Source organism: Bacillus cereus group sp. MYBKT111-2 (assembly GCF_051915205.1).
GTDB classification, from domain to species: domain Bacteria; phylum Bacillota; class Bacilli; order Bacillales; family Bacillaceae_G; genus Bacillus_A; species Bacillus_A paranthracis.
The window spans coordinates 354017-374434 of sequence record NZ_JBQAEG010000005.1 but is presented as its reverse complement, the minus strand read 5'-3'; the positions used below and the strand labels follow the sequence as shown (position 1 = coordinate 374434).

Here is a 20418-nt window from a genome sequence, read left to right as displayed (position 1 = left end):
ATAATTAGAATATATTTCCTTAGGTGGAATAAAGTTAAGAAAAATTGAACATAATGATGGATACAAACAGTAGTGAAGTGAGGGGTAGTGAATGTTATATCTACATGATGTATGGGTAAATTGGTTTGAAGGTGAAGAGAATGGGTATAACGTTTGTCATTTTTACGAATGGCGGAAAGATGATACGATTGAGCTATTAGATCAAGTGCCATTATTAAAAGTAGATTCCACATTATATCATTACATCGAGAACGAATTGTTAGAGCTTCCGCAAAAAATGTTGGAAGACGTACATCATAAGGCTTATATTCGTAAAAATCATGAACGTTTGCAGCAAGAGTATTGCTTTGTAGTTACAGATGGAAAAGGAATTATTGCGATCGACACAATTGGTTACAACGTACCGATTCGAAAAAGTAGACTTATACCGCGCCAAGAGCAGATGGTATATGAGATGGTAGAAAACGTACAAGCAGAAAAGTATGAGTTCCAAGTAGAAGAAATGGAAAAAGAACATCATATTTTATCACCATCGCCTTTCATTATGAATGGCTTAACTCGTAAAGAAAGACAGCTTAAACAATTATTATTTATGGCGTTAGATCAATTACATACAACGAAAAACACAGCAGAAATTCGCTATTGGTTCACAGAGTGGGATCCATCAGCATACGGAATGGTTCAGCATATGGAATTTGAAGATATTTGGGCTAAGCTGTATGATGAAGCGAAATCAGGTTGGTCTGAGAAGCACGAACAATTATGCGAGCGTCTCGTAAAAGGACAGCCATTTTTTGAAAAGTTATGGGAAATGGAAAACGAGCAAAAGGTAAATTAAAAAAACCGCCGATTGGCGGTTTTTTTAATTTTTTACTAAATATTAATTAATAATATTATCCTCGTTACGAAGATTTTTGAGAGAATCTTTATTATTAGAATTCTTTTTAGGTTTTCTGCTTAGTCCCATTGCGTTTTCTACTTTGCGTAGTTGTTTGAATGCGACGCGGTTTGCTTTTGCGGCACCTTTGTCTAGAATTTCGTCTAGTTCTGGTGAGTTGATTAGTTCGTTATATTTGTCTTGGATTGGACGAATCGCTTCTACGACTACTTGTGCTAGGTCGCCTTTGAAGTCGCCATATCCTTTTCCTTCGTACATTGCTTCGATTTCTTCAACTGTTTTTTCAGAGAATGAAGAGTAAATTGTTAATAAGTTAGAGATGCCAGGTTTGTTTTCTTTATCGAATTTCACGATACCTTCAGAGTCAGTTACAGCACTCTTAATTTTCTTTTCAATTGTTTTTGGTTCATCAAGCATGCTGATCATTGATTTTGGATTCGGATCAGATTTACTCATTTTTTTCGTAGGCTCTGTTAGTGACATAACGCGAGCTCCTACTTTTGGAATGCGAATTTCAGGAATTGTGAATACTTCACGGAAGCGTTTGTTGAAACGCTCTGCTAGGTCACGTGTTAATTCCATATGTTGCTTTTGGTCATCACCAACAGGCACGATTTCAGTGTTGTAAAGTAAAATATCAGCAGCCATTAATGGTGGGTACGTTAGTAATCCAGCTGGAACTGAATCTCTACCTGATGCTTTATCTTTATATTGCGTCATACGCTCTAATTCTCCAACGTAAGCAACTGATTGCATAATCCATCCTAGTTGAGCGTGTGCCGGTACTTCTGACTGTACAAATAACGTAGCTTTTTCAGGATCGATACCGCATGCTACATAAAGTGCAGCAAGACTGCGGATGTTTTTACGAAGCCCGACGGGATCTTGAGGCACTGTAATCGCATGTTGATTTACAATACAGAAATAACAGTCGTGTTCATTTTGAAGCTCTGTAAATTGCTTCATAGCTCCTAAATAGTTTCCAAGTGTGATCGTTCCACTCGGCTGAATACCAGAAAAGATAACTGACATAAGTAATTCCTCCTAAATTTGAATGCGTGATAGAGAAGGCAAACAAAAAAGCCCATTCATCCCAAAAAACTATAGGGACGAATGGACCGCGGTACCACCCTAATTATTTCACTACTGTGAAATCTCTCTAATCCATAATAACGTTTGGATATAACGCCAAAGCCTACTACTTTCGGTTCGGTTTGGAGCTCAAAAGCCCATTCCATACTGTACAATTACTTGTTCACACCAGCCACAAGCTCTCTGAAATTGCCTCAATATGTACTCTTCTTTATCATCGCATACATATAAATTTATTTATTGTTACCTGAGCTCTTTAAATATGAAAGAACTAAAGTTTTATAACAAAATGTTTTGCTGATTATTATATCATATGGGATAGTGTTTGCAAACTACATCAAAATAGTAAAGCTAATGAAGGTCGAGAACAACCCAAGAACGATACCGGTAATGCAAATTGGATACGTCCATTTGAATGAATATGTTTTATAAATACGTTCTTTCTTATCGACAGGTTCCTCTACTTCTTCAATTAAAGAGTCAATTTTTTTGTTCGTACCAAAGACTCTTTGGAAGGCGTAAATTGTTACGTTAAAAAATCCATTTTGAAATATGAATAAAAAACCGCCTATAAGAATAAAAAATAGTGCAATATAAAACGAGATGTTGACAAAATTCAACAAAAAATGCGATGAAACGAGGAATGCGCCAATACTAGAAGCGATTATCGCTATGAAAATTAGTATACAAGTATGAAAAAAAACTTTATTCAAAATGTTCCCCTCCGTCAAAATATTACTAGAATTATTATACTATAAAAGCTATAATATGTACTAGGATTAATTTTTTGAAAATTATACGCAATTAAAGGTCTGATTTCAAGATGATGGTAGCAATGTTAACGTATCCCTTTACAAAAAAATAAAAAAATAAACATTTTATTAAAAATTTTAACAAAAAAACAAAAAACTATATTCACAATTGTTATATTATATGTATAATGAAAATTGTAGAAACTTGGAGATTATTCTTTCAATTCTACTTTTTTACAAGTGAGGGTACAGGAAGTGCAATTAGGGGAGGCAACACAACATGAAGAAAAAGATACCGTTATTACTTGCATCGACGTTGACTGTCAGTATGTTAGGAGCTTGTAGTTACCAAAAAGAGGATAATAAAGCAGGCGCGAAAGAAAAATCCTCAAACAAGCAAGTGTTAAATCTAACTGAGACAGCTGAAATCCCAACTATGGATACGACGTTATCAACAGATGCAACATCTTCTAACATCATGAATAACACAATGGAAGGGTTATATCGTCTGGGGAAAGATGATAAACTTGTTCCGGGTGTCGCTAAATCTTATGAGAAATCAGAGGATGGCAAAAAGTATGTGTTTAAGTTACGTGAAGATGCGAAATGGTCTAATGGTGAACCTGTAACAGCGAAGGACTTCGTTTATTCTTGGCGAAGAGCTGTAGATTCAAACACGGGTGCCAAGTTTGCTTACATACTATTTGATGTTAAAAATGCGGAGAAAGTTAACAAAAAAGAGTTACCAGTTGAAGAACTTGGTGTAAAGGCAATTGATGATCATACACTTGAAGTGGAATTAGATAACCCTGTTCCTTATTTTGTAAGTTTAACAGTTTATCCAACATTGTATCCTTTGAATGAGAAGTTTGTAACAGAACAAGGAGCAAAATTCGGATTAGAATCCAATACGACACTTTATAATGGTCCATTCGTATTAAATGAATGGAAGCATGAACAAAGTTTCCAACTTAAGAAGAATCCAACGTATTGGGAAAATAAAGAAGTAAAACTTGAGGAAATAAACTTCAATATTGTTAAGGATCGTTCAACTGCTATAAATTTATATGAAACGAAAGCAATTGATCGTGTAGTCTTAACATCAGAGTTTGTAGATAAATACAAATCAGATGCTGACTTTAAAACGATTAAGAGACCATCTACACAATTTATTCGCTTAAATGAAAAGAATAAATTTTTAGCAAATAAAAATATCCGAAAAGCAATTGCAATGTCCTTTGAACGTGAAAACATCGGAAAAGTGATCTTAAACGATGGTTCAGAGGGTATATATGGTTTTGTTCCGAAAGGCTTAGCAAAAGGTCCGAATGGAAAAGACTTCCGTGAAGAAAACGGAAAGCTTATAAAAGAGGATATGAAAGAAGCACAAAAATACTGGGAAGCTGGTAAAAAAGAACTTGGTGTAGACAAAGTAGAGTTAGAGCTATTAAACTTTGATACTGATGATGCTAAAAAAATCGGAGAGTATTTAAAAGGCCAATTTGAAAAGAACTTACCAGGTTTAACAGTTCCAACAAAAATGCAGCCATTTGCACAAAAATTAAAACTTGAAGCAAGTGGAGATTATGCAATGTCATATGCGGGATGGAGTCCGGATTATATGGACCCAATGTCATTCCTTGAAATGTATACGACAGGTAATGCGCAAAACAAAGTACATTACGCAAACCCAGCGTATGATGATTTAATTAAAAAGGCAAAAACAGAAGTTGATGTACAAGCTCGCTGGGATGCATTATTACAAGCGGAAAAACAACTGCTTGAAGATGCGGCGATTGCTCCAGTATATCAACCTGGAAAAGCATATTTACAACGTGGCTCAATTACTGGCCTATTAGAACATAAATATGGCGGGGAATTTAGCTATAAGTGGGTTGAACTAAAAAACTAAAAATGGTTTCCATCATGAATAAGGGTATATGCCTATGATGGGCATATGCTCTTATTTTAAAAAAATAAAAGTAAGAATATTTTAAACTGTCTTATTGCTTTTGAGAAAAACGGGGAGGTGCTTGACTATGGGACGTTATGTATTAAAACGTTTCGTGTACATGGCTTTGACATTATTTTTAATTACTACACTGACTTTCTTTTTAATGAAATTACTTCCGGGTTCTCCGCTTAAAAACCAGGAGAAGCTATCACCGGCACAAAAAGAAATCATTCTTGAAAAATATGGTTTAAATGATCCAGTACCAGTTCAATATGCACGTTACTTAGGTAACTTAGCAAAAGGTGATTTAGGGGTATCATTCCAATATGATAACCGTCCAGTAACAGACATGATTGTGGATCGCATTGGACCATCAGCACAACTTGGTATGCAAGCGATTATATTAGGAACATTTATCGGTTTAATTTTAGGAATCATTGCGGCACTTCGTAACAATACGTGGGTCGATTATGGGGCGACAATTATTTCCGTACTTGGGATGTCGGTACCATCATTCGTATTCGCCGCATTACTACAATATTTCGTAGGGGTAAAACTTGGTTGGTTCCCAGTAGCATTCTGGAAAGGACCGGAGTTTACAGTAATGCCTACAATTGCCTTATCGATGGCAGTTATCGCAACAATCGCACGTTTCGCTCGTGCAGAGTTAATTGAAGTTATGCAAGCTGACTATATTTTAACAGCGAAAGCGAAAGGAATTAGCCAAGGCGTTATCATTATCAAACACGCACTTCGTAACGCATTAATTCCAGTTGTAACAATTTTAGGACCAATGGTTGCAGGATTAATTACAGGTACATTAGTTATTGAGCAAATTTATGCTGTACCAGGACTAGGGGAACAGTTCGTTAAATCTATTACAGTGAATGACTATACAATTATTATGGGAACTACAATTTTCTATAGTGCGATCTTTATCTTAGTTATCTTCATTGTCGATATTTTATACGGAATTATTGATCCTCGTATTCGTTTAGCGGGAGGGAAAAAATGATGAAAGATGTACAAAAATTATCTCCAGATTTATTTCAACAAGCCAATCAAAATAATGTTGATAATGAAGTCATTGCCCGTCCAAGCTTAACGTTTTGGCAAGATGTAAGAAGACGATTGTTCCAACATAAAGGAGCAATGTTTGGTTTCATTTTATTAGCGCTTATTATATTACTAGCAATTTTCGGACCGATGGTAAGTAAGCACTCGTATAAAGAGCAAGATTTAGGTCGTTCGAAATTACCACCGAAAATTCCTGTTATTGAAAATGTTCATTGGTTACCATTTGACGGTACAGATCAATATGGTGTTGACCAATATGAAAAACGTGATATTAAAGAGTATTTCTGGTTCGGTACGGATGATCTTGGCCGCGATTTATGGACAAGAACATGGGAAGGTACACGCGTATCATTATATATCGCTCTTTTAGCAGCAGCAATTGACTTAGTAATTGGGGTTGCATATGGAGGTATTTCAGCGTTCTATGGCGGTAGAGTAGATAATATTATGCAACGTATCATGGAGATTATTAACGGTATTCCATACTTAATCATCGTTATTTTAATGGTAATCATTATGGGATCTGGTATATGGTCAATTACACTCGCAATGGCAATTACAGGTTGGATAGGAATGTCGCGTATCGTTCGTGGACAAATCCTAAAATTAAAAAACCAAGAATATGTATTAGCATCTCGCACATTAGGTGCAACAAATACACAATTAATTGTGAAACATTTAATTCCAAACGTAATGGGACCTATCATCGTAATGACAATGTTTACAATTCCATCAGCGGTGTTTGGTGAAGCGTTCTTAAGTTTCATCGGTTTAGGAATTCAGCCACCATTTGCGTCACTTGGTTCTCTTGTAAATGATGGTTATAAATCAATTCAAACGTATCCACACATGATGTTCATCCCTGCGGTTGTCATCAGTATGTTAATTCTAGCATTCAACTTAATGGCAGACGGATTGCGCGATGCGTTAGATCCAAAAATGCGTAAGTAAACGAGGAGGGAGAAGTAAAAATGAAAACATTGTTAGAGGTAAAAGATTTACAAGTCTCCTTTGATACACATGCAGGTGAAGTACAAGCAGTGCGCGGAGTTACTTTTGATTTGAAAAAAGGGGAAACATTAGCGATTGTAGGAGAGTCTGGTTCTGGGAAATCAGTTACTTCTAAGGCGCTAATGGGGTTAATCCCAAATCCTCCAGGCCGTATTAAAAATGGAGAGATTGTATTTGACGGTCGTGATTTAACGAAATTAACGGAAAAAGAAATGCAACAAGTGCGCGGTAAAGATATCGCGATGATTTTCCAAGATCCAATGACATCATTAAACCCAACGATGACAATTGGAAATCAAATTATGGAAGGCCTTATTAAACACCAAGGGATGAGTAAAGCAGACGCACGTAAAGTTGCGTTGGAATTAATCGACCTTGTAGGTATTCCAAATCCAGAAGCTCGGTTAAAACAATATCCGCACCAATTCTCTGGTGGTATGAGACAGCGTGTAGTTATTGCGATGGCGTTAGCTTGTAACCCGAAATTATTGATTGCCGATGAGCCGACAACAGCGCTAGACGTTACAATTCAGGCGCAAATTTTAGAGCTTATGAAGGACATTCAGCAAAAAACAGAAGCAGCAATCATTTTCATTACGCATGACTTAGGTGTAGTGGCAAACGTTGCGGACCGCGTAGCAGTTATGTACGCTGGTAAAGTTGTTGAAATCGGAACTGTAGATGAAATTTTCTACAATCCAAAACATCCATATACTTGGGGCTTAATCGCATCTATGCCAAGTTTAGATGGCTCAGAGGAAGAGTTATACGCAATTCCTGGAACGCCTCCAGATTTATTGAAGCCGCCAAAGGGAGATGCTTTTGCACCACGTAACCCACAGGCATTAAAAATTGATTTTGAAATGGACCCACCTTTATTTAAAGTAAGTGATACACACTATGCGGCAACTTGGTTACTTCATGAGCAAGCTCCAGAAGTAAAACCGCCGGCAGTCGTTGAAAAACGCATTCTTCAAATGAAAGCAGGTGAACAGCATGACTAAACAACGTGAGAAATTAATTGAAGTAAAAAATGTAAAGCAGCACTTCGACGTGAGTGGTGGTGTTGTCAAAGCGGTTAATGATATTTCATTTGATATTTATCGCGGAGAAACATTTGGTCTTGTAGGAGAATCAGGTTGTGGTAAATCAACAACTGGAAGAACGATTATTCGTTTATATGATGCAACTGCTGGTGAAGTATTGTTCGACGGTGAAAATGTACATGGTAAAAAATCACGTGCAGAGCTGAAGAAATTCAACCGTAAAATGCAAATGATTTTCCAAGATCCATATGCATCATTAAACCCTCGTATGACAGTAGGGGATATTATTGCAGAAGGTATTGATATTCACGGATTAGCGAAAAACAAAAAAGAGCGTATGGACCGTGTTCATGAATTATTAAACACAGTTGGTTTAAATAAAGAGCACGCAAACCGTTTCCCTCATGAATTCTCAGGTGGACAACGTCAACGTATCGGTATCGCTCGTGCACTTGCTGTAGAACCTGAATTTATCATTGCCGATGAGCCAATCTCAGCACTTGACGTATCAATCCAGGCGCAAGTTGTAAACTTACTGAAAAAGTTACAAAAAGAAAAAGGTTTAACATACTTATTCATTGCCCACGATTTATCAATGGTAAAATACATTAGTGACCGCATCGGCGTAATGTATCGTGGTCAAATCGTTGAATTAACAACAAGTGATGAGTTATATGCGAATCCAATTCATCCATATACGAAATCACTATTATCAGCAATTCCGCTTCCAGATCCAGATTATGAGCGCAATCGTAAACGTATTGTATATGATCCATCTCAGCATAATTATGGTAGTGAAGAACCAACAATGCGTGAAATTCGCCCAGGACATTTTGTACTATGTTCTGAAGCGGAGTATAAGAAATATAAAGAGATTTATCAATAATAAAAAATCCATTCTTCTATCACAGAAGAATGGATTTTTTTACTATATAAAAGAGTTGTCAATATTTCTCGGTAAGTCGATATATGTAAAGAATCACAGATATAAGTTTCCTTTACTAAAGACTACACCTTAATTAAACGAGTATTATTGCACCTGAACAGAAACAATCTCCTCTTGTTCTTCAGGTTTAACAAGTGCATAACGCTCCCACGCTCTACTTTTCCAGCGGAAGAACATAATAATGGCACGTGTCCATTCATCAATAGCTATTGCTAGCCAAATACCAACGAGTCCCATATCTAAATGGAAGGCGAAAAAGTAACCGAGTGGCAAACTCATTAACACCATAGAGAATGCGCCGATTAAAACTGGGTATTTTGCATCACCAGCTGCACGAAGTGAATTGATGATGACGATATTCATCGTACGCCCTGTTTCAAGTAGTACACTTAGTAAAAGAACGCTTGCACCTAACGCAATAATGTGCGGATTATCTGTAAATAGTCCCATTAATTGTGTGCGGAATGTAATAACGAGAGCAACCATACATAAAGTGACACCAATCGCCCACTTTACACTTTTCCATACACGTTCATACGCTGCATCTTTTTCACCACCGCCAACGAGCCGTCCGATAATAATTGCAGTTCCCATACCGATTGCAATAGCGAATAAATAAGTGAACATAGAAATGTTCGTAGCGTATTGTCTAGCAGCTAACGATTCCGTTCCTAAATATGTTGCATAGTATAAGAAGACAATTTGGCAAGCTTGATACATAACCTGCTCAAACGCAGATGGAATTCCGATTTTTAAAATTTTCCCGATATATTCTTTTGATAAGGTGAAGTAGTATTGTAATTTTACACGGTACTCCATAACGCGGTATAGTAACCAGAAGAAAACGATAAGCGCTATAAGTCGGCTGACAGCAGAAGAAATGGCAGCCCCTTGTACACCAAGCTCTGGAAAACCAAATTTCCCGAAAATGAGTACGTAGTTTCCAGCGATATGAATAATATTCATTCCAAGTGAAATAAACATCGCTTGCTTTGTGAAGCCATGTACGCGGATAATTGCAGCTAATGAATTAATAATAGCTTGAAGGAAAATAGCTCCTCCGACGATGGATAAATAGCTCTGTGCATACATAAGTACATCGTCTTGTAAGTTCATCGCCATCATCATATGTTTTGAAAATAAAAGAAAACCAGCGCTTATTACGAGTCCGACCACTAAATTTAATGTGACGGCTAAAGCTGATATTTTAGATGCTTCCATAAAACGTTTGGAACCAAGGTATTGAGATACGACGATCGCTGCGCCGTTCCCGATGACTTCTAGTATCAAAATAGCGATATGGAGATATTGATTTGCTGCACCAACCCCAGATACAGCATCGTCTGATAATGCACTTAACATGAAAGTATCAGCGATCCCCATTAACATAAATAGAAAAACTTCTAGAAAAATAGGCCATGTTAATAAGAATAAACTTAATTTCTCAGTAGGCCCGTTTTTTGCCTGAATTGCTGTCATGTCCGTCCCCTCTTTACCGATATCTATTTTTAGCAAAGTGTATCGTAACATACTTTCTTAACCTTTGCACTCATTTTAACCTACATATCTTTATTATGAAGGGGGCGCTATTTTATGATAAAAAGAGAAGAATAATTATGCGGAAAGTATTATAAAATATAAAATTCATTTTTATCTAATAATTTAGAAAAATATAAAAATAATTATTTTTAACACTTTAGCAAGGAAAATTGGCAATATGAAACGTTTACAAAGGCTTATTTTTAACAGAAAATTTTAATAAAATAGAAATATAAATATACAAAAAATATATTTGTGTGTATAATATGAATTATTAGAACATATATATATTTCATTTTGTTTGAAAATGAAAGGGCTAACATTTTTGTGGAGGGTGGAAATATGAAAAAAAAGATGCCAGTTTTTGTAGTATCAACAGTAGCAATGAGCATGATGTTAGGGGCATGTAGCTACCAAAAAGATGAGCCGCAAGCGAACGCAAAAGGGGATAGCGGGAAAAGCGGTGCGAAGCAAGTTATTAATCTAACGGAAGTGTCTGAAATTCCGACAATGGATACGACACTTGCCTCGGATGCTGCTTCTTCAAAAGTTATGAATAATACAATGGAAGGGCTATATCGACTTGGGAAAGGCGATAAGTTAGTTCCAGGTGTAGCGAAATCTCATACGAAATCTGAAGATGGTAAAAAATATACATTTAAATTGCGTGAAGACGCTAAATGGTCGAATGGTGATCCTGTAACAGCAAAAGATTTTGTATATGCATGGCAAAGAGCTGTTAACCCTGATACGGCAGCGAAATCAGGATATATTATGCTTGATGTGAAAAATGCAGAGAAAATTAATAAAAGGGAGCTATCACCGGATCAATTAGGTGTAAAAGCGATAGATGATTATACATTTGAAGTTGAATTGGATAATCCAGTTCCATATTTTCTTGATTTAACGGTGTACCCACTATTTTTCCCATTAAATGAGAAGTATATGAAAGAACAGGGAGAAAAATTTGGTTTAGAAGCAAATACAACTTTGTATAACGGTCCATTTGTATTAAATGAATGGAAACATGAACAAAGTTTCCAATTAAAGAAAAACCCAAGCTATTGGGATCAAAAAGAAGTAAAATTAGAAGAAGTTAATTTTAATGTTGTAAAAGATACAGGAGCAGCTGTTAATTTGTATAATACGAGTGCGATTGACAGAGTCGGTTTATCAGCTGAGTTAGTTGATAAGTATAAAGGACAACAAGACTTTAAAACAATTAATGATCCAACTGTATTCTTCTTACGTTTTAATCAAAAAAATCCAGCTTTAGCTAACAAAAATATTCGTAAGGCTATTTCTAGTGCATACGATCGAGATGGTATTGGTGAGGTTATTTTAAACAACGGTTCTAAGGGAGCTTACGGTTTAGTACCATCTGATTTTGTTAAGGGACCAGATAAGCAAGATTTCAGAAAAGAAAATGGGAAACTTTCGAAAGTCGATGTGAAGGAAGCTAAAAAATTCTGGGAAGCTGGAAAGAAAGAATTAGGTAAAGATAAAATAGAAATAGAATTTTTAAACTTTGATAATGAAGAATCTAAGAAAATTGGTGAGTATGTAAAGGGAGAATTAGAAAAGAATTTACCAGGTCTAACAGTAACAATTAAGATGCAACCATTTGCCCAAAAATTAAAACTTGAAGATAGTGGACAGTTTGATATTTCATTTACTGGATGGGGACCTGATTTCCCTGATGCAATCACATTCCTTGATATGTTTATAACAGATGGTTCACAAAATAAAATGGGTTATTCTAATGCTGAGTATGATAGCCTTATTAAAAAGGCAAAGCAAGAAGGTTCAGATGTAAAAGGACGTTGGAATGACCTGTTAAAAGCGGAAAAAATCTTATTTGAGGATGCAGCAATTGCGCCGGTATTCCAACGCGGCAGATCTATATTAGAAAGAGAAACTATTAAAGATGTTTATATCCACAAATATGGCGGTGAATTAAGCTTTAAGTGGGCATCAGTAGGAAAATAAAAAAAGCAGGCTAACCACCTGCTTTTTTTAATACGTACGTTTCTTATAAATACCTTTCCCACCAACTTGGTTCCAGCCGGATTGTACATCCAAACTTTTATTAACAAACTTCATCTTTTCTTTTCCGCCAAAGAGTTTTTCACCAATACTATTTGTAATGACGCCAATCAATGCTGTTATTCCGATGATGAGGGCAGCAACAGTGACAAAATCAATAAAAAAAGCAATCATTTGCAAATTCCCCCTTTGCCTGTCTGTATTTTTATTGTATGAGATAAAAGATGAAAAAGAAAGAAATGTCAGAAAAATTTTGATTTATTTTAGAAATCGTATGGACATGAATGAGAATGTTTGTTAAAATGAGAACAAACGTTCTTTTGATTCTCACTTGTATAGTCTTACATTTCTTAATTGATTTATCAAAAAAAGGTAAGAAAACGTTCTCTTTTTCATAGGAAAGATTATGAGAGAATAACTATAAATCATATGAAAAATCTATGAAAAGCAAGCGTTAAGAGGGTTGAAGATTATTGTTAAAGAACAGCTGAAGTAAGTGTGATTATGTTACATAGCAGTGAAATGCACGGAAGAGTTTTCTCAATTAGAAGGAAATTTACTGTATATTTCTTGCAAAATCTATTGTATAATGATTATAGAAGTTACTTATTAAAAGTAATTGTTGTTTACTAAAAGTTGTTGCTTACATGAAAAGCAATTTTTGCACTTTGTTTTAAGACAAGGTATCGCGAAAAATTGCTGAATTTAGAAATTTAAACTGTAATTAGTACAGAATTTGTACTCTTTAAGGAGAGTGAGCTTTGTATGGTAACATTATATAGTTCTCCAAGCTGTACGTCTTGTAGAAAGGCGAAATTATGGCTAGAGGAAAATCATATTCCTTATACAGAACGTAATATTTTCTCAGATCCATTAACGATTGAGGAAATTAAAGAGATTTTACGTATGACAGAAAGCGGAACGGATGAGATTATTTCTACTCGTTCGAAAGTTTTCCAAGAATTAAATGTAAACTTAGAGTCTTTACCACTTCAAGATTTATATAAGATGATTCGTGACTATCCAGGGATTTTACGTCGTCCAATTATGATTGACGAGAAACGCCTTCAAGTAGGTTACAATGAAGACGAAATCCGCCGTTTCTTACCACGTACAGTAAGAACGTTCCAATTACGTGAAGCACAGCGTCTTGTAAATTAATTATAATAATATGAAAACCTTCTACCTATTATATAGTAGAAGGTTTTTTTTAATGTTTCAAATTTCGTAATCGAACTCGTTGAACGATAAAGCCGATGCATAAGATGGTGAAAATAAATAAGTAAGGAATGCCTGCAGTGAAACTTGGGTTGTTATGAAAAAAGGTTGCAAGTCTGTCTTCATGTGTGACCATTTTTCCTGCTGTATAAGCGAGAATTGCTGCCCCGCAATAAATGAGGAGTGGAAAGCGTTCCATAAGTATTAAAATGAGTTTGCTGCCCCAAATAATAATCGGGATAGAAATGAGTAAACCGATTATTACGAGTAAAAATCTTCCGTGAGCTGCCCCTGCAATGGCGATAACGTTGTCAAATCCCATAACAAGGTCCGCGAATACAATTGTACGCACAGCTTGAAATAAAGTTGTTTTTCCTTGAATAGAAGAAAGATCGTTGCTATTATCAGTTAGTAAATTTACTGCAATGAATGTAAGTAAAATGCCCCCGATAAGCTGCAGAAATGGAATGTCGAGCAAATAGACAGCTAGTATAGTAAGGATAATTCTTAGTACGATTGCTAAAAGAGTACCGATCAAAATAGCTTTATTTCGTTTCGATTCAGGTAAATTTCGGCTAGCTAGTGCGATGACAATTGCGTTGTCACCACCTAATACAACATCGATACCGACAATCATTAGTACAGATGTTAAAAACTCTAAGTCCATTCGTCTGCCTCCATTTATGATGTTTTAATAAGCGAACTATATGTATGTGGTGAAAAGGACTAAAGCATCTTCTCTAATAAAAGTTTCACTTTATTACAGTGTACGGGGGAAGGTGGAAATGTATGTCCAAATTTTTTATAAGTGAGGCATCGCGACAATGATATATTTGTGTATACCATTGAATGAAGATAGGTATATAACTATTTTTGTAAAATAAATCGATTTTATTTCCATTCTGGAGAATCTTATCATAAAATGAGAGTACAAGAATCTATTGATTTGTCATATGAGTGGGGAATCCCTTCATAACAATTCTAAGCAGGAAGGGAGAGTTGTATTTTGGATATTGAAAGAATTAATGATCATACGATGAAATTTTTTATTACGTACATTGATATAGAGGACAGAGGCTTTAATCGTGAGGAAATTTGGTATGACCGCGAAAGAAGCGAAGAGCTCTTTTGGGAAATGATGGACGAAGCTCGTGATCATGACGATTTCTTTATTGATGGGCCGTTATGGATTCAAGTGCAAGCAGTCGATAAAGGGATTGAAGTACTTGTAACGAAAGCAGAACTTTCAAAGGATGGACAAAAGCTAGAACTACCAATAGGTGTAGATAAAATTATAGACATTCCTCTAGATGAAGGTATTGAATCATTATTCCAGCAAGAATTAGTGGAAGAGGTAGAGGAACAAGCAGGTACAAACTTTAACGAAGATGGTACGTTTGGCTTTTTAATTAAGTTTAATGATTTTGAAGATGTCATTTCATTAAGTCATCGTCTTATCTTTGAAGATATAAAAGATGAGCTGTATTCATTTGAGGACCGCTATTATGTATATGTGGAGTTCGATGAAGTGCTACATGATGAAGAAGAAATTGATCGCATTTTAAGCATTGTTTTAGAATACGGGGAAGAATCAACTTTAACAATTCATCGTGTAAGTGAGTATGGGAAACAAATTGTGAAAGAGCATGCGCTTGAAACAATTCGCAATAATTTTCCTGCTAAAACGTAGGCCGATTTCTGTAGTATGAAATCGGCTTTTTATATGAAGAATAGGAAAGCTTTCTTAGTAAGGAGGTAAGAGATGAAAAATACGTTAAAGTTGATTTTCTTTGTTTTACTATTGTTCGCATTATTTGTGTCATTACGTATGTTTATTGATGTAGCGTTTTATTCGGATGTAATTGGGATAAAAGATGTTTCGATTTTAGGTATTATTAGTATTTTATTTACGGTATCTGCATTTTTAATTGGTTGCGTTATTTTCTTAGAGAACCGTCATCCGTCAAAAACACTTACATGGCTCATTGTGTTAGGGATTTTTCCGGTATTTGGATTCTTCGCTTATTTATTATTCGGGCAGAACTTTCGGAGGAAGAGAATGTTCCAAAAGAAGGCGTTGCTCGATGAACAAGCGTTTTTACAATATAAGGGGCATGAAGATTACGAAGAACGGATTTTGCGCAATCATAAGCATCAAGAGCTGTTATTTCGTTTAGCGGATCGCTTAGGCGCTTTAAATATTTCATTTCAAACTGAAACGAGAACATTAACAAATGGAGATGAAACGTTTCAGGCTATTTTAGATGGATTAAAACGAGCGAAACATCACATTCATATGGAATATTACATTGTGCGTGATGATAAACTTGGAACAGAAATTAAAGATATTTTAATACAAAAATCAAAAGAAGGCGTAGTCGTTCGTTTTTTATATGATGCGGTTGGAAGTTTTAAATTATCAAAATCATATATTGAAGAATTAAACGACGCAGGTGTCGAAATGATTCCGTTCTTCCCTGTACGTTTTCCGATTTTAAACGATAAGATTAATTATCGAAATCACCGAAAAATCGTTATTATTGATGGGAATGAAGGATTTGTAGGTGGATTAAATATTGGTGATGAATATTTAGGAAAGGATAAGTACTTCGGCTTTTGGCGAGACACGCATTTATATTTGCGTGGGGAAGCTGTGCAAAGTTTGCAGCTTATTTTCCTTCAAGATTGGTTTTATATGACTGGTGAGGCTGTGCTAGCCCCTGAATATTTACAAGCGAAAGCAGTTGAGGGGGAGCATTGGGGCGGCGTGCAGCTCGTTGCAGGTGGGCCGGATAATAAATGGGAAACAATTAAACATTTATATTTTGCCATGATTGCTTCTGCGCGGAAATCTATTTGGATTGCAACGCCGTATTTCATTCCGGATGATGATATTTTATCCGCATTAAAAGTAGCGGCACTTGCTGGTATTGATGTTCGGTTGTTAATGCCGAGTAAGCCTGATAAGCGAACTGTCTTTTACGCATCGAGATCGTACTTCCCAGAGCTTTTAGATGCAGGGGTAAAGATATATGAATACGAAAAAGGTTTTCTCCATAGTAAAGTTGTCATTGTCGATTCTGATTTAGCTTCAATTGGGACAGCAAATATGGATATGAGAAGTTTTCATTTGAACTTTGAAGTAAATGCCTTTTTATATGATACAGATAGCATTCGAAAACTTGTTCAAGACTTTAAAGACGATTTAGAAGAATCAAGTGAAATTCATGTCGATCGTTTTCATAAAAGGCGTCTTCATAGACGAATCGTTGAATCAACGTACCGGTTATTATCGCCTTTATTATAAAAAGAGATGTCCAAAATTGGGACATCTCTTTTTTAAAAGGAATTTGTAATAAATTGTAGAATATAAGGAGCTGAAAGGGTGTGATTCCAATATTTATCGCAAAAAGAGAAAACGGAGAAAAAATTCATTTACTCGATCATCATGATGAAGAGCTTTTACACCATATGCGTAAAAGGGAAAGTTTCTTTTGCATAGCTTGCGGGAAGGAAGTACTAATGAGATTAGGAAAACAAAAAAGGTGGCATTTTGCTCATAAGAAAGTAGATTCATGTTTAGCCTTTTATGAAGCAGAATCTACATATCATATGTACGGTAAAGAATTGTTATATCGGTGGTTCAAACGTCAAAATGTTCATGTAGAGATAGAGCATTATCTACCAGAGATTCAGCAACGACCAGATATTTTTATAGAGAGAGCAGGGAGAAAAATTGCGATTGAATATCAATGTGCCAATCTTTCTATAGAGCAGCTCTGCAAACGAACCTATTCGTATTGGAAAGCTGGTATACAAGTCATTTGGATTATTGGTGGAAATCAATTGAAAAAGCACTCTGCATACTGGATGAAATTCTCCTCAATTATGGCTTTCTCCTTACAATCTTATCCTCAGCCACTTCTTATTTTCTTCTGTTCGAAACAAAAATCATTTATGAAATGCACGTTTATTACATCATTTTCTACAAGCATTGCTTTTTCACATATTATATATTTACCAATTGAAACGACTACTTTTGAAATGCTCTTTTCTCCTGTTCCTTTCCAAAGGGAAGTATTAAACCGAGAATGGAAGAAGCGAAAGGATTATTTTCGTCAAAACGCTTTGCCCATCTTGAATTATAATGATAAGTCACTATTACGCCTCTTATATCAATGTAAATGTATCCCAGCAAATTTCCCTTCTGAAATTGGTGTGCCACTCCCGTCCTCATTTGCTTTTCAAACAAATTCATTTATATGGCAAGCTTTTTTATATATGAAGTGTATAGGTGAGCTTGCGGTAGGGGATTGTATTTCCCTCAAGTACGTGTGTAGTTATATAAAAAAGTATACGAAAAGGCGTATGCTCCCGTACTTTTCACAGCATATATGGAAAGTGGCAGTTACTGAATATATGACATTTTTATGTTATGCAGGTGTCTTGCAGAGAGTAGGGGCTTATAAGTACCGGAAAATACGGGGGATATCCATGTTAAAAACAGAGGAGGAAGTTATGAAATATGATGAAAGGAGTTTAGCGTATGCCTTATCTTTATTTGAGGCAAAGTACAACATGAGAGAAGGAAAAGCGGATATAATAAAGACTGATCGTGAAGGAATTACATAAGAAAAATCGAATTGTATGTAAGTAGAGATATTTAAAGGAGGGCTTAAAGCATGTCTGAACAAAACACAGCAAAAACATTACCGGATCGTAACGAAATTGAAGAATCAAGTACGTGGCGATTAGAAGATATTTTCCAAACAGATGCAGAATGGGAACAAGAATTCCAAGCTATTAAAGAGCTATTACCGAAGTTAACTGAATTTAAAGGGAAACTTGGTGACTCTGCGAACAATTTACTTGAAGCATTGCAATATGAAGATGAAATTTCAATGCGATTAGGTAAGTTATATACATATGCACATATGCGTTACGATCAAGATACAACAAACTCTGTGTATCAAGCGTTAAATGACCGCGCGACAAATTTATATTCACAAGTATCTAGTAGCACAGCATATATTGTGCCTGAAATTTTATCGATTTCAGAAGATACATTGCAAACATTCTTGAAAGAAAATAGAGACTTAAGTGTATATGAACATGCGTTAGAAGAAATTACGCGTCAACGCCCTCACGTATTATCTGAAGCGGAAGAGGCTTTATTAGCAGAAGCATCTGAAGTAATGAGTGCGTCAAGTAATACATTTGGTATGTTGAATAATGCGGATTTGAAATTCCCATCTATTAAAGGTGAGGATGGAGAAGAAGTAGAAATTACACATGGCCGTTACATTCAGTTTTTAGAAAGTGATGATCGTCGTGTGCGTGAAGATGCATTCAAAGCTGTATATGAAACGTACGGGAAATATAAGAACACATTTGCAAGTACGTTAAGCGGAGCTGTGAAGCGTAATAACTTTAATGCACGCGTTCGTAAATATGACTCTGCACGTCAAGCAGCATTAAGTAATAATAATATTCCTGAAGCGGTGTATGATCAACTTGTTCAATCTGTAAATGACAATTTACACTTGCTACATCGTTACATTGATATTCGTAAGCGAGCACTAGGGCTTGATGAGCTTCATATGTATGATTTATATACACCACTTGTACCAGAAGTGAAAATGAATGTGAAGTATGAAGAAGCGCAAGACATGTTATTAAAGTCTTTACATGTACTTGGTGATGAGTATGTTGATATTTTGAAAGAAGCATATGAAAATCGCTGGGTAGATGTGTATGAGAATAAAGGAAAACGAAGCGGAGCATATTCATCTGGTGCCTATGGAACAAATCCTTATATTTTAATGAACTGGCATGATAATGTAAATAATTTATTTACACTTGCTCATGAATTTGGCCATTCTGTCCATAGTTACTACACAAGAAAAACGCAGCCGCACGTATACGGGGATTATTCAATCTTTGTTGCGGAAGTAGCATCAACTTGTAATGAGGCGCTTCTAAACGATTATTTATTAAAAACGACAGAAGATAAGAAAGAGCGTCTATACTTATTAAATCATTATTTAGAAGGATTCCGTGGTACTGTATTCCGTCAAACGATGTTCGCAGAGTTTGAGCATATTATTCATAAGAAAGTACAAGAGGGGCATGCGGTAACACCAGACATGCTAACGGAGATCTACTATGATTTAAATAAGAAATATTTCGGTGATGCTTTAGTAATTGATGAAGAAATTGGTTTAGAGTGGTCTCGTATTCCGCACTTCTACTACAATTATTACGTATACCAATACGCAACAGGATTTAGTGCAGCAACGGCTCTATCTAAACAAATTTTAGAAGAAGGGCAACCAGCAGTAGAACGTTACATTAATGAGTTCTTAAAAGCAGGAAGCTCAGATTACCCAATTGAAGTGCTGAAAAAAGCTGGAGTAGATATGGCATCTCCAGAACCGGTAAAAGAAGCATTGCAAGTATTTGAAGAGAAATTAAATGAATTAGAAGCATTATTATTTGAAGAGAGGTAATAGAAAAGACGAGGAATTTGCCTCGTCTTTTTCTTAATGTCATTTTGTCGATATTTGTCGAGAAAATAAATCGAATTGTCTTCTTTTTTCTAAACTAGAAGGCAGTTTTACAGTTCATTAAAACCCTTTAAATCGTTTTTTATGGTTGAAATAAGAGAGAGCGATGACAATGACTCCAAATAAAAGAGGAAAGGCAATCATTTTAGGAAAAGCTTGTAGTAGGGAGAGGATGTACAAGAAAAAAGAAACAATGATAGCTAGAATGATAAGTAAAATATACGTTTTTTTCATACAAAACACCTCCAAAATAGCTTTTTTATAGCTTATTCA

General features: G+C 35.6%; 17 protein-coding genes, 1 pseudogene and 1 other annotated feature. Of the genes and pseudogenes, 12 read left to right on the top strand and 6 right to left on the bottom strand.

Annotated elements, in window-relative coordinates:
- Positions 1–91: 91 nt before the first annotated feature.
- Positions 92–838 (top strand): YjbA family protein, encoded by a 747-nt coding sequence (locus tag ACTFNE_RS17155; RefSeq protein WP_029437838.1) that lies wholly within the window; start codon positions 92–94, stop codon positions 836–838.
- Between the two features lie 111 nt (positions 839–949).
- Here the strand turns inward: ACTFNE_RS17155 and trpS are convergent.
- Both trpS and ACTFNE_RS17145 read right to left on the bottom strand, forming a co-directional pair.
- Positions 950–1930 (bottom strand): annotated as a pseudogene (gene trpS, locus ACTFNE_RS17150) (tryptophan--tRNA ligase); the annotation flags it as partial.
- Between the two features lie 70 nt (positions 1931–2000).
- Positions 2001–2217, bottom strand: a binding site (T-box leader).
- A gap of 105 nt (positions 2218–2322) precedes the next feature.
- A complete protein-coding gene (locus tag ACTFNE_RS17145; protein WP_071727854.1) occupies positions 2323–2703 on the bottom strand; it encodes a DUF3899 domain-containing protein in 381 nt (126 codons plus the stop codon).
- A gap of 319 nt (positions 2704–3022) precedes the next feature.
- Between ACTFNE_RS17145 and ACTFNE_RS17140 the strand changes: the two genes are divergently transcribed.
- The 5 genes from ACTFNE_RS17140 to ACTFNE_RS17120 all read left to right on the top strand — a co-directional run bounded on the left by ACTFNE_RS17140 (position 3023) and on the right by ACTFNE_RS17120 (position 8716).
- The gene (locus tag ACTFNE_RS17140; protein WP_042515569.1) at positions 3023–4654 is read left to right on the top strand and encodes a peptide ABC transporter substrate-binding protein; all 1632 of its coding nucleotides are present in this window, start codon (positions 3023–3025) and stop codon (positions 4652–4654) included.
- A gap of 127 nt (positions 4655–4781) precedes the next feature.
- Positions 4782–5711 (top strand): oligopeptide ABC transporter permease, encoded by a 930-nt coding sequence (gene opp3b, locus ACTFNE_RS17135; protein WP_046198602.1) that lies wholly within the window; start codon positions 4782–4784, stop codon positions 5709–5711.
- Entirely contained in the window at positions 5708–6724 is a 1017-nt protein-coding gene (gene opp3C, locus ACTFNE_RS17130; RefSeq protein WP_046198601.1) for an oligopeptide ABC transporter permease, read from the top strand. Before opp3b ends, opp3C begins: the two co-directional genes overlap by 4 nt.
- Before the next feature lie 20 nt (positions 6725–6744).
- The gene (locus ACTFNE_RS17125) at positions 6745–7788 is read left to right on the top strand and encodes an ABC transporter ATP-binding protein (protein WP_046198600.1); all 1044 of its coding nucleotides are present in this window, start codon (positions 6745–6747) and stop codon (positions 7786–7788) included.
- The gene (locus ACTFNE_RS17120; protein ID WP_000166346.1) at positions 7781–8716 is read left to right on the top strand and encodes an ABC transporter ATP-binding protein; all 936 of its coding nucleotides are present in this window, start codon (positions 7781–7783) and stop codon (positions 8714–8716) included. Before ACTFNE_RS17125 ends, ACTFNE_RS17120 begins: the two co-directional genes overlap by 8 nt.
- A 144-nt stretch (positions 8717–8860) precedes the next feature.
- On the opposite strand, the gene ACTFNE_RS17115 is transcribed toward ACTFNE_RS17120, so the two are convergent.
- On the bottom strand, positions 8861–10306 hold the full coding sequence (locus tag ACTFNE_RS17115; protein WP_270706020.1) for an MATE family efflux transporter: 1446 nt from the start codon (positions 10304–10306) through the stop codon (positions 8861–8863).
- Positions 10307–10657: 351 nt separating this feature from the next.
- On the opposite strand from ACTFNE_RS17115, the gene ACTFNE_RS17110 reads away from it, so the two are divergent.
- Positions 10658–12304, top strand: a complete 1647-nt coding sequence (locus tag ACTFNE_RS17110) for a peptide ABC transporter substrate-binding protein (protein ID WP_270706021.1) — start codon at positions 10658–10660, stop codon at positions 12302–12304.
- Positions 12305–12331: 27 nt separating this feature from the next.
- On the opposite strand, the gene ACTFNE_RS17105 is transcribed toward ACTFNE_RS17110, so the two are convergent.
- A complete protein-coding gene (locus ACTFNE_RS17105; protein WP_000559978.1) occupies positions 12332–12535 on the bottom strand; it encodes a hypothetical protein in 204 nt (67 codons plus the stop codon).
- A gap of 591 nt (positions 12536–13126) precedes the next feature.
- On the opposite strand from ACTFNE_RS17105, the gene spx reads away from it, so the two are divergent.
- The gene (gene spx, locus ACTFNE_RS17100) at positions 13127–13522 is read left to right on the top strand and encodes a transcriptional regulator Spx (RefSeq protein ID WP_000258267.1); all 396 of its coding nucleotides are present in this window, start codon (positions 13127–13129) and stop codon (positions 13520–13522) included.
- Positions 13523–13571: 49 nt separating this feature from the next.
- Here the strand turns inward: spx and ACTFNE_RS17095 are convergent, their stop codons facing one another.
- Complete coding sequence (locus ACTFNE_RS17095) at positions 13572–14246, bottom strand: TerC family protein (protein ID WP_000362603.1); 675 nt, start codon at positions 14244–14246, stop codon at positions 13572–13574.
- A 339-nt stretch (positions 14247–14585) separates the two neighbouring features.
- Here ACTFNE_RS17095 and mecA point away from each other — a divergent pair, with 339 nt between their 5' ends.
- The 4 genes from mecA (at position 14586) to pepF (ending at position 20088) form a co-directional block, all read left to right on the top strand.
- Positions 14586–15269 (top strand): adaptor protein MecA, encoded by a 684-nt coding sequence (mecA, locus tag ACTFNE_RS17090; protein WP_000350710.1) that lies wholly within the window; start codon positions 14586–14588, stop codon positions 15267–15269.
- A gap of 72 nt (positions 15270–15341) precedes the next feature.
- A complete protein-coding gene (locus ACTFNE_RS17085; RefSeq protein WP_000799204.1) occupies positions 15342–16886 on the top strand; it encodes a cardiolipin synthase in 1545 nt (514 codons plus the stop codon).
- A gap of 80 nt (positions 16887–16966) precedes the next feature.
- The gene (locus ACTFNE_RS17080) at positions 16967–18211 is read left to right on the top strand and encodes a competence protein CoiA (protein ID WP_046198597.1); all 1245 of its coding nucleotides are present in this window, start codon (positions 16967–16969) and stop codon (positions 18209–18211) included.
- 50 nt (positions 18212–18261) lie between these two features.
- The gene (gene pepF, locus ACTFNE_RS17075) at positions 18262–20088 is read left to right on the top strand and encodes an oligoendopeptidase F (protein WP_270706022.1); all 1827 of its coding nucleotides are present in this window, start codon (positions 18262–18264) and stop codon (positions 20086–20088) included.
- 117 nt (positions 20089–20205) lie between these two features.
- Here pepF and ACTFNE_RS17070 read toward each other — a convergent pair whose 3' ends face one another.
- Positions 20206–20379, bottom strand: coding sequence for a hypothetical protein (locus tag ACTFNE_RS17070; protein WP_000754592.1), 174 nt, complete (start codon positions 20377–20379; stop codon positions 20206–20208).
- Positions 20380–20418 lie beyond the last annotated feature (39 nt).

Coding starts and splice junctions, on each gene's coding strand:
- spx (WP_000258267.1), top strand. CDS start 13,127: ATGGTAACATTATATAGTTCTCCAAGCTGTACGTCTTGTAGAAAGGCG.
- ACTFNE_RS17105 (WP_000559978.1), bottom strand. CDS start 12,535: ATGATTGCTTTTTTTATTGATTTTGTCACTGTTGCTGCCCTCATCATC.
- opp3C (WP_046198601.1), top strand. CDS start 5,708: ATGATGAAAGATGTACAAAAATTATCTCCAGATTTATTTCAACAAGCC.
- pepF (WP_270706022.1), top strand. CDS start 18,262: ATGTCTGAACAAAACACAGCAAAAACATTACCGGATCGTAACGAAATT.
- ACTFNE_RS17070 (WP_000754592.1), bottom strand. CDS start 20,379: ATGAAAAAAACGTATATTTTACTTATCATTCTAGCTATCATTGTTTCT.
- opp3b (WP_046198602.1), top strand. CDS start 4,782: ATGGGACGTTATGTATTAAAACGTTTCGTGTACATGGCTTTGACATTA.
- ACTFNE_RS17085 (WP_000799204.1), top strand. CDS start 15,342: ATGAAAAATACGTTAAAGTTGATTTTCTTTGTTTTACTATTGTTCGCA.
- ACTFNE_RS17140 (WP_042515569.1), top strand. CDS start 3,023: ATGAAGAAAAAGATACCGTTATTACTTGCATCGACGTTGACTGTCAGT.
- ACTFNE_RS17110 (WP_270706021.1), top strand. CDS start 10,658: ATGAAAAAAAAGATGCCAGTTTTTGTAGTATCAACAGTAGCAATGAGC.
- ACTFNE_RS17125 (WP_046198600.1), top strand. CDS start 6,745: ATGAAAACATTGTTAGAGGTAAAAGATTTACAAGTCTCCTTTGATACA.
- ACTFNE_RS17115 (WP_270706020.1), bottom strand. CDS start 10,306: ATGTTACGATACACTTTGCTAAAAATAGATATCGGTAAAGAGGGGACG.
- ACTFNE_RS17155 (WP_029437838.1), top strand. CDS start 92: ATGTTATATCTACATGATGTATGGGTAAATTGGTTTGAAGGTGAAGAG.
- ACTFNE_RS17120 (WP_000166346.1), top strand. CDS start 7,781: ATGACTAAACAACGTGAGAAATTAATTGAAGTAAAAAATGTAAAGCAG.
- ACTFNE_RS17095 (WP_000362603.1), bottom strand. CDS start 14,246: ATGGACTTAGAGTTTTTAACATCTGTACTAATGATTGTCGGTATCGAT.